This window comes from Streptomyces zaehneri (assembly GCF_032248645.1).
Lineage (GTDB): Bacteria > Actinomycetota > Actinomycetes > Streptomycetales > Streptomycetaceae > Streptomyces > Streptomyces coriariae.
Genome location: NZ_JASTTJ010000013.1, coordinates 225,932 through 235,549, shown reverse-complemented (window position 1 = coordinate 235,549; position 9,618 = coordinate 225,932). Strand labels below are relative to the sequence as shown.

5 protein-coding genes are annotated in these 9,618 nt (G+C 71.8%); all 5 read right to left on the bottom strand.

From position 1 onward, the window contains the following. Nucleotides 1–422 precede the first annotated feature (422 nt). Nucleotides 423–3,137, bottom strand: coding sequence for a pyruvate dehydrogenase (acetyl-transferring), homodimeric type (aceE, locus tag QQM72_RS22800; protein ID WP_314222706.1), 2,715 nt, complete (start codon nucleotides 3,135–3,137; stop codon nucleotides 423–425). A 370-nt stretch (nucleotides 3,138–3,507) separates the two neighbouring features. Continuing rightward, the gene (locus QQM72_RS22795) at nucleotides 3,508–4,131 is read right to left on the bottom strand and encodes a GntR family transcriptional regulator (protein WP_314222705.1); all 624 of its coding nucleotides are present in this window, start codon (nucleotides 4,129–4,131) and stop codon (nucleotides 3,508–3,510) included. 351 nt (nucleotides 4,132–4,482) lie between these two features. Then, complete coding sequence (gene sucB / locus QQM72_RS22790) at nucleotides 4,483–6,237, bottom strand: 2-oxoglutarate dehydrogenase, E2 component, dihydrolipoamide succinyltransferase (protein ID WP_314222704.1); 1,755 nt, start codon at nucleotides 6,235–6,237, stop codon at nucleotides 4,483–4,485. Nucleotides 6,238–6,305: 68 nt separating this feature from the next. Continuing rightward, nucleotides 6,306–7,694, bottom strand: a complete 1,389-nt coding sequence (gene lpdA / locus QQM72_RS22785; RefSeq protein WP_057599638.1) for a dihydrolipoyl dehydrogenase — start codon at nucleotides 7,692–7,694, stop codon at nucleotides 6,306–6,308. Nucleotides 7,695–7,997: 303 nt separating this feature from the next. Beyond that, complete coding sequence (locus QQM72_RS22780; protein WP_314222703.1) at nucleotides 7,998–9,524, bottom strand: leucyl aminopeptidase; 1,527 nt, start codon at nucleotides 9,522–9,524, stop codon at nucleotides 7,998–8,000. Between the last annotated feature and the right edge of the window lie 94 nt (nucleotides 9,525–9,618).

Here is a 9,618-nt window from a genome sequence, read left to right as displayed (position 1 = left end):
GCGGCCTACAAGCCGTGCGGCCTGCGGCCTGCGGCCTACAAGCCGTGCGGCCTGCGGCCTGCGGCCTACAAGCCGTGCGGCCTGCGGCCTGCGGCCTACAAGCCGTGCGGCCTGCGGCCTGCGGCCTACAAGCCGTGCGGCCTGCGGCCTGCGGCCTGCGGCCTACAAGCCGTGCGGCCTGCGGCCTGCGGCCTGCGGCCTGCGGCCGTGCCGCCACCGCCGCCCGCGCCCGCGGCCTACAGCCGTGCGCCGCGCCCGTGGCCAAAAGCCGTGCCGCCACCGCCGTCAGGCCAGCGGCCTGCGGTCCACGGCCGTGGCGGCCTACAGCCGTGCCGCCACCGCCGTCATAAGGCACGAGGACGGTGAAGGGTGCCCGGCGGCATCAGCCGCCGGGCACCCTTCACCGTTGAACCCGAGTGGGCTTACAGCCCGTAACGCTCGCGCGCTTCCTTCACCGCGGTCGCCCTGACCTCGCCGCGCCGGGCGAGCTGGGCCAGGGCCGCGACGACGATCGACTCGGCGTCGACGCCGAAGTGGCGGCGGGCCGCCGCACGGGTGTCGGAGAGGCCGAAACCGTCCGCGCCCAGCGAGGACCAGTCCTGCTCGACCCACTGCGCGATCTGGTCCGGGACCTGGCGCATGTAGTCGGAGACCGCGAGGACCGGACCCTCGGCGCCCTGGAGGGCCCGACGGACGTACGGCTGGCGCTCCTCGCCGCGCAGGAGGGCCGCGTCGGCCTCCAGCGCGTCGCGGCGCAGCTCGGTCCAGGAGGTCGCGGACCACACGTCGGAGGCCACACCCCACTCCTCGGCGAGCAGCCGCTGGGCCTTCAGGACCCAGTGGATCGCCGTGCCGGAGCCCAGGAGCTGGATGCGCGGGGCGTTGGCCGCAGCCACCTCGACGCCCGCCGACTCGGCCGTGTTGAAGCGGTACAGGCCCTTGAGGATGCCCTCGTCGACGCCGGGGGCGGACGGCTTGGCCGGCTGCGGCATCGGCTCGTTGTAGACCGTCAGGTAGTAGAAGACGTTCTGGTCCTCGCCCGGGGCGGCCTCGCCGTACATCCGGCGCAGACCGTCCTTGACGATCGCCGCGATCTCGTACGCGAACGCCGGGTCGTAGCTGAGGGCGGCCGGGTTGGTCGCGGCGATGACCGGGGAGTGGCCGTCGGCGTGCTGGAGGCCCTCGCCCGTCAGGGTCGTACGGCCGGCCGTGGCGCCGACGAGGAAGCCGCGGCCGAGCTGGTCGCCGAGCTGCCACATCTGGTCGGCCGTGCGCTGCCAGCCGAACATCGAGTAGAAGATGTAGAACGGGATCATCGCCTCACCGTGCGTGGAGTACGCGGTGGACGCGGCGATGAAGTCGGCCATCGAACCGGCCTCGGTGATCCCCTCGTTGAGGATCTGGCCGTTCTTGGCCTCCTTGTAGTACATCAGCTGGTCGCGGTCGACCGGCTCGTACGTCTGGCCCTTGGGGGAGTAGATCCCGAGCGACGGGAACAGGCTCTCCATGCCGAAGGTGCGCGCCTCGTCCGGGACGATCGGCACCCAGCGCCTGCCGGTCTCCTTGTCGCGGACCAGGTCCTTGACCAGCCGGACGAAGGCCATGGTGGTGGCCACGTTCTGGGCGCCGGAGCCCTTGTCGAAGGAGGCGAACGTCTTGTCGGCGGGGGCCGGCAGCGGGGCCAGGGCGTGCGTACGGCGGGCCGGGGCCGGGCCGCCGAGGGCCGCGCGGCGCTCCTGGAGGTAGCGGACCTCGGGGGAGTCGGCACCCGGGTGGCCGTAGGGGACCACGCCGTCGACGAACTGGCTGTCCGAGATCGGCAGCTCCAGCAGGTCGCGCATCGCCTTGAACTCGTCCACCGAGAGCTTCTTCATCTGGTGGTTGGCGTTCTTCGACGCGAAACCCTCGCCGAGGGTGTGGCCCTTGACCGTCTGGGCCAGGATGACCGTCGGGGCGCCCTTGAACTCCACCGCCGCCTTGTAGGCCGCGAACACCTTGCGCGCCTCGTGACCACCGCGGGAGAGGTGGAAACACTCGAGGATCTTGTCGTCGCTCAGCAGCTTCGCCAGCTCGACGAGCGCCGGGTCCTTGCCGAAGAAATCCTCGCGGATGTAGGCGGCGCCACGCGTCTGGTACGTCTGCACCTGGGCGTCGGGTACCTCGCGCAGCCGGCGGACGAGCGCGCCCGTGGTGTCGAGCTGGAACAGCTCGTCCCAGGCGGAGCCCCACAGCGACTTGACGACGTTCCAGCCCGCGCCGCGGAACTGGGCCTCCAGCTCCTGCACGATCTTGAAGTTCGCGCGGACCGGGCCGTCGAGGCGCTGGAGGTTGCAGTTGATGACGAAGGTCAGGTTGTCCAGACCCTCGCGGGCGGCGAGGGCGAGTGCCGCCGTCGACTCGGGCTCGTCCATCTCGCCGTCACCGAGGAACGCCCACACGTGGGACGCGGAGACGTCCTTGATGCCGCGGTTGGTGAGATAGCGGTTGAAGCGCGCCTGGTAGATCGCGGAGAGCGGGCCGAGGCCCATCGACACCGTCGGGAACTCCCACAGCCAGGGCAGGCGCCGCGGGTGCGGGTACGACGGGAGGCCGTCGCCGCCCGCCTCCTGGCGGAAGTTGTCGAGGTGCTGCTCGGTCAGCCGGCCGTCGAGGAAGGCACGGGCGTAGATGCCGGGGGAGGCGTGGCCCTGGATGTAGAGCTGGTCGCCCGAGCCGGGAGCCTCCTGGGACTCCTTGCCCTTGAAGAAGTGGTTGAAGCCGGTCTCGTAGAGCCAGGCCGCGGAGGCGAAGGTGGCGATGTGGCCGCCGACGCCGTGTTTGCTGCCCCGGGTCACCATCGCGGCCGCGTTCCAGCGGTTCCACGCGGTGATCCTGCGCTCCATCTCCTCGTCGCCGGGCGCGGACGGCTCGGCGGCGGTGGGGATGGTGTTGACGTAGTCCGTCTCGAGCAGCTTGGGCAGCGCGATGCCGTTGCCCTCGGCACGCTCCAGCGTGCGGCGCATCAGGTATGCGGCACGGTGCGGCCCGGCCGCCTTGGCGACCGCGTCCAGGGAGGCCTGCCATTCGGCGGTCTCCTCCGGGTCCCGGTCGGGGAGCTGGTCGAGCGCGCTCGGCTGGATGGCCTGGGGGTCGGTCATGTCGCCGCCTTCCTCAGTCGAAGGGGGTTCCCTGTGAGGGTGTTCCTGGGGGTGCCCTTGGTCTTTGGCAGGACAGGGCGTGGGCTCGAGGCGCGATGCCATGGGTGGCTTCGGCCGCGGCCCGTCGGCGACTGTAACCCCCTGATCGATGATCGATCAAAGGGTTGAAGGGCAAAACCTCTCGATCGCGAGAAAGTAGGCACGGGGTGCCTTTCGGGCAGGCACCCCGTGCCGCGTCAATCCGGGGTTTTCGCAGGTCGGAGGCCACGTATGAGCGCGTGTACGCTCCACTGAAACCCGAGCGCTCCGCTAGCCAGGGCGCTTCTTCGGGATCAGCCCGGGTTTCGCGGCGCCCGGCACAAGAAACGCCCTAGGCCCGGGGAGCGCACCCGAGGACGTGTGCCTTCACCAGCTCGGCGATCCTCGGGTCCCGCCGCCGGAACGCCTGGACGAGCTCCTCGTGCTCCTCCGCGTACGACTGCTGCACGGTCCCCAGCCAGCGGATCGACAGCGCCGTGAACACCTCGATGCCCAGGCCCTCCCAGGTGTGCAGCAGCACCGAGTTGCCGGCCGCCCGGACCAGTTCCCGGTGGAAACCGACCGTGTGCCGCACCTGGCCCGTGCCGTCCGCGGCGCGGTCCGCCTCGTACAGCGCGGCGACATGCGGTTCGAGGGCCGAGCAGTCCTCCGCGAGCCGTTGCGCGGCCAGCTCCGCCGCGATCGCCTCCAGGCCGGCCCGGACGGGGTAGCTCTCCTCCAGGTCCGCGGCCGTGAGGTTGCGCACCCGCACGCCCTTGTTCGGCGCGGACTCGATCAACCGCAGCGACTCCAGCTCGCGCAGCGCCTCCCGCACCGGTGTCTGGCTGACCTCCAGCTCGGTCGCGATCCGGCGCTCCACGATCCGCTCGCCCGGCTTCCAGCGCCCGCTGACGATCCCCTCCACGATGTGCTCGCGGATCTGTTCGCGCAGCGAGTGGACGACGGGCGCGGTCATGAGGGCTCCTTTGAGGAGGGGCCGCACGGGCCCCCGGGGGCGTTTGACGTATAGACAATACGGCCGGGGGCCCGCGCAGGAGAGGCGCACGGGGGCGCTTTCAAGCAGGTGAGACGAGACTTACACGCCCACACGGGGGCTCGGCTGTAAAGACCAGTACCGGACAGGTCCCGGTGCCGGCCGGGCCCGGAGCCGTGCTCCCGGTGGCCCGGAGCCGTGCTCCGGGCCGGGCTTCCTGTCGTGCTCCCGGCCGGGCTTCCTCTCGTGCTCCCGGCCGTGCCCGGACCCGGCAGACGGAAGCCCCCGCCCGGAGAGTTCCGGACGGGGGCACCCGCTGTCGAGCCCTGGGGGTCAGAGGCCGAGTTCGACCTCGAACTCGCCGGCCTCCAGGATCGCCTTGACGGCGGTCAGGTAACGGGCCGCGTCGGCGCCGTCGACCAGACGGTGGTCGTAGGACAGGGTCAGGTACGTCATGTCGCGGACGCCGATGACCGTGCCCTCCTCCGTCTCGATGACGGCCGGACGCTTGACCGTGGCACCGATGCCGAGGATCGCGACCTGGTTCGGCGGCACGATGATCGTGTCGAACAGCGCGCCGCGCGAGCCGGTGTTGCTGATGGTGAAGGTCGCGCCGGACAGCTCGTCCGGGGTGATCTTGTTCGCGCGGACCTTGCCCGCCAGGTCGGCCGTGGCCTTGGCGATGCCGGCGATGTTCAGGTCGCCCGCGTGCTTGATGACCGGGGTCATCAGGCCCTTCTCGGAGTCCACCGCGATACCGATGCTCTCGGTGTCGAAGTAGGTGATCGTGCCCTCGTCCACGTTGATCCGGGCGTTGACGGCCGGGTGGGCCTTCAGCGCCTGGGCCGCCGCCTTCACGAAGAACGGCATCGGGGAGAGCTTGACGCCCTCGCGGGCCGCGAAGGAGTCCTTCGCCTGCGCGCGGAGCTTCATCAGCCGGGTGATGTCGACCTCGACGACCGAGGACAGCTGCGCCTGCTCGTGCAGCGCCTTGACCATGTTGTCGCCGATGACCTTGCGGATGCGGGGCATCTTGACCGTCTGGCCACGCAGCGGGGAGACCTCGAGCGCCGGGGTCTTCTTCGCGGCGGCAGGGGCCGCGGCGGCCGGAGCCGGAGCGGCGGCGGCCGCCTTCGCGGCCTCGGCGGCGGCGAGGACGTCCTGCTTGCGGATACGGCCGCCGACGCCGGTGCCCTTGACGGCGGCCAGGTCGACGCCGTTCTCGGCGGCGAGCTTGCGCACCAGCGGGGTCACGTAGGCGCCGTCGTCAGCCGCCGGAGCGGCGGGCGCGGGGGCCGGGGCGGCCGGAGCCGGAGCGGCGGCGACCGGGGCGGGCGCCGGAGCGGCCGGTGCCGGAGCGGCGGCGGCCGGAGCCGGAGCCGGAGCCGGGGCAGCAGCGGCGGGCGCCGGGGCAGCGGGGGCCGGGGCCGGAGCGGCGGGGGCCGGGGCAGCGGCCGGAGCCGCGCCCGGGGCGCCGATGACGGCGAGCTTGGCGCCGACCTCGGCGGTCTCGTCCTCGCCGACCGTGATCTCGAGCAGCACACCGGAGACGGGCGCCGGGATCTCGGTGTCGACCTTGTCGGTCGAGACCTCGAGCAGCGGCTCGTCCTCCGTGACCTCCTCGCCGACCTGCTTCAGCCAGCGGGTGACGGTGCCCTCGGTGACGGACTCGCCGAGCGCGGGCAGGACGACGTCCGTGCCCTCGGCGGAGCCGCCGCCGGTGGCGGCCTCGGCGGTGGGAGCGGGGGCCGGGGCCGCCTGCTCGGTGGACGGCGCGGCAGCGGCCGGCTCCGGTGCGGGCTCGGCGACCGGCTCGGCGGCCGGAGCCGGAGCGGCGGCGGGGGCGCCGGTGCCGTCGTCGATGACGGCGAGCTCGGCACCGACCTCGACCGTCTCGTCCTCGGCGACCTTGATGGAGGCCAGGATGCCGGCGGCGGGGGAGGGGATCTCGGTGTCGACCTTGTCGGTCGAGACCTCGAGCAGGGGCTCGTCGGCCTCGACGCGCTCACCCTCGGCCTTCAGCCAGCGGGTGACAGTGCCCTCGGTGACGCTCTCGCCGAGCGCCGGAAGGGTTACGGAAACCGCCATGGTTTCGGTTGCTCCTTACGAATTGCGGAAGTCTGTGTCGTCGCGGAGTCGCTTCGTCGACCGAGGGGTCAGTCGTGCGAGTGCAGCGGCTTGCCCGCCAGGGCCAGGTGGGCCTCGCCGAGCGCCTCGTTCTGCGTCGGGTGGGCGTGGATGAGCTGCGCGACCTCGGCGGGCAGCGCCTCCCAGTTGTAGATCAGCTGGGCTTCGCCGACCTGCTCGCCCATGCGGTCGCCGACCATGTGGACGCCGACCACGGCACCGTCCTTCACCTGGACGAGCTTGATCTCGCCCGCGGTGTTGAGGATCTTGCTCTTGCCGTTGCCCGCGAGGTTGTACTTCAGAGCGACGACCTTGTCCGCGCCGTAGATCTCCTTGGCCTTGGCCTCGGTGATGCCCACGGAGGCGACCTCGGGGTGGCAGTACGTCACCCGGGGGACACCGTCGTAGTCGATCGGGACGACCTTCTGACCGGCCAGACGCTCCGCCACCAGCATGCCCTCGGCGAAGCCGACGTGCGCGAGCTGGAGGGTCGGGACCAGGTCGCCGACGGCGGAGATGGTCGGGACGTTGGTGCGCATGTACTCGTCGACCAGGACGTAGCCGCGGTCCGTGGCGACGCCCTGCTCCTCGTAGCCGAGACCGGCGGAGACGGGCCCGCGGCCCACCGCGACCAGCAGGACCTCGGCCTCGAACTCCTTGCCGTCGGCCAGCGTGACCTTGACGCCGTCCGCGGTGTACTCGGCCTTGGAGAAGAAGGTGCCCAGGTTGAACTTGATGCCGCGCTTGCGGAACGCGCGCTCAAGAAGCTTGGAGGAGTTCTCGTCCTCGACCGGGACGAGGTGCTTGAGGCCCTCGATCACCGTCACGTCGGAGCCGAAGGACTTCCACGCCGAGGCGAACTCGACGCCGATGACGCCGCCGCCCAGGATGATGGCCGACTTCGGCACCCGGTCCAGGACGAGGGCGTGGTCCGAGGAGATGATCCGGTCGCCGTCGATCTCCAGGCCAGGCAGCGACTTGGGCACGGAGCCGGTCGCGAGCAGCACGTGGCGGCCCTGGACGCGCTGTCCGCCCACGTCGACGGAGGTCGGGGAGGACAGGCGGCCCTCACCCTCGATGTACGTCACCTTGCGGGAGGCGATCAGCCCCTGAAGGCCCTTGTACAGCCCGGAGATGACACCGTCCTTGTACTTGTGGACGGCGGGGACGTCGATGCCCTCGAAGGTGGCCTTGACGCCGAACTGCTCGCTCTCGCGGGCCTGGTCGGCGATCTCGCCCGCGTGCAGCAGGGCCTTGGTGGGGATGCAACCCCGGTGCAGGCAGGTGCCGCCGACCTTGTCCTTCTCGATCAGGGCGACGTCCAGTCCCAGCTGCGCCCCGCGCAGGGCCGCGGCGTAACCGCCACTACCACCGCCGAGGATCACTAGGTCGAAAACGGTGCTGGCGTCGTTCGCCACGTCACGTCCTCCATGCATGTGCGCCGTGCGCCGGTCGTCGCTGACCGCCGGCGGCTGGTGTCCGGCCGCTCTTTCTTCGGCCCTGTGGTGGGGGCCCTGTCCTGCCGAGGCCCATCTTCGCACTTGCGGGAGACGAACGAGACGCGGGGCCGGGGTGTGAGACACCCCACGCTCACTTGTGACATGGGGGACCGGCCCCGCCCAGGGGGCGGGGAACTGCGCGACCGGCCACGTTCGGCCCGCACCCGTCACATGACGGACGGGCCCGAGTGACCAGGCGCACAGTCCCCTTCGCGGGAGGGACTAGCCGAGGTCGCCGGAGGCGGTCAGCTCGGCCAGCCGCACCAGCGTCCGCACGGCGGTCCCGGTACCGCCCTTGGGCGTGTACCCGAAGGGCCCGCCCTCGTTGAACGCCGGCCCGGCGATGTCCAGGTGCGCCCAGGTGATCCCCTCGCCCACGAACTCGCGCAGGAAGAGACCGGCCACCAGCCCGCCGCCCATCCGCTCACCCATGTTGGCGATGTCCGCGACGCTGGAGTCCATGCCCTTGCGCAGGTGCTCCGGCAGCGGCATCGGCCACGCCGGCTCGCCGACCTCCTCGGCGGCCTCGTGCAGCGCGGAGCGGAACGCGTCGTCGTTCGCCATGATCCCGAAGGTACGGCTGCCCAGCGCCAGCATCATCGCGCCGGTCAGGGTCGCGACGTCGACGATCGCGTCCGGCTTCTCCGCGGAGGCCGCCCACAGCGCGTCCGCGAGCACCAGCCGGCCCTCGGCGTCCGTGTTGAGGACCTCGACGGTCTTGCCGCTGTACATGCGCAGCACGTCACCCGGGCGGGTGGCGGAGCCGGACGGCATGTTCTCGGCCAGCGCCAGCCACCCGGTGACGTTCACCTCGAGCCCGAGCCGCGCGGCGGCGACGACCGCGGCGAAGACCGCCGCCGCACCGCTCATGTCGCACTTCATCGTCTCGTTGTGCCCGGCCGGCTTCAGCGAGATGCCGCCCGAGTCGTAGGTGATGCCCTTGCCGACGAAGGCCAGGTTCTTCTTGGCCTTGGCGGACGTGTAGGACAGCTTCACCAGGCGCGGGGCCGAGGCCGAGCCGGAGCCGACGCCGAGGATGCCGCCGTAGCCGCCCTTGGCGAGCGCCTTCTCGTCGAGCACCTGCACCTTGATGCCGTGCTCCTTGGCCGCCGTCTGGGCGAGAGCGGCGAACGCCTCGGGGTCGAGGTCGTTCGGCGGCATGTTGATCAGGTCGCGGGCGCGGTTGAGCTCCTCGCCGACGGCGGCGGCACGCAGCAGCGCGGCCTTGTGGGCGGCGTCGCGCGGCTTCCCGCCGAGCAGGGCGGCCTCGGCGAGCGGCGCCTTGCCGTTCTTGGCCTTGGCGTCGTCGCCGTTGCTCTTGTACGCGTCGAAGGCGTACGCGCCGAGCACCACGCCCTCGCCGATCGCGCCGATGTCGGCGGCGTCGGTCACCGGCAGGGCGAAGACGGCCTTCTTGGCGCCGGTGAGGGTGCGGGCGGCCGCGCCGGCCGCCTTGCGCAGCGCCTCGGGGTCGAAGCCGGCGTCCTTGTCGGGCTCCTGGCCGAGTCCCACCGCGAGCACGAGCGGTGCCTTGAAACCGGCCGGCGCGGGCAGCTTGGTCAGCTCGCCCTCGGCCCCGGAGGCGCCGAGGGTTTCCAGGATGCCGGCGAGCCTGCCGTCGTAGGCCTTGTCGACGGCTTCGGCGCCTGGGGCAACGATCGGGCCTTTCGCGCCCTTGGCGACACCGATCACGATCGCGTCGGCCCGGAGGCCGGGCGCCGCGGCGGTGCTGAGAGTGAGAGCAGTCACGGTGGTGAAATCTCGCTTCCGATGTGGAGTTGCGGTGGCCGGAGTGTGTGGGTCGACCGGGCCCGACAGCCGACCCTAGATCCGGGTCGTGGGT

Bases quoted from the DNA above. Each gene is read 5' to 3' on its own strand.
- sucB (WP_314222704.1), bottom strand. From the start codon at position 6,237: ATGGCGGTTTCCGTAACCCTTCCGGCGCTCGGCGAGAGCGTCACCGAG.
- aceE (WP_314222706.1), bottom strand. From the start codon at position 3,137: ATGACCGACCCCCAGGCCATCCAGCCGAGCGCGCTCGACCAGCTCCCC.
- QQM72_RS22795 (WP_314222705.1), bottom strand. From the start codon at position 4,131: ATGACCGCGCCCGTCGTCCACTCGCTGCGCGAACAGATCCGCGAGCAC.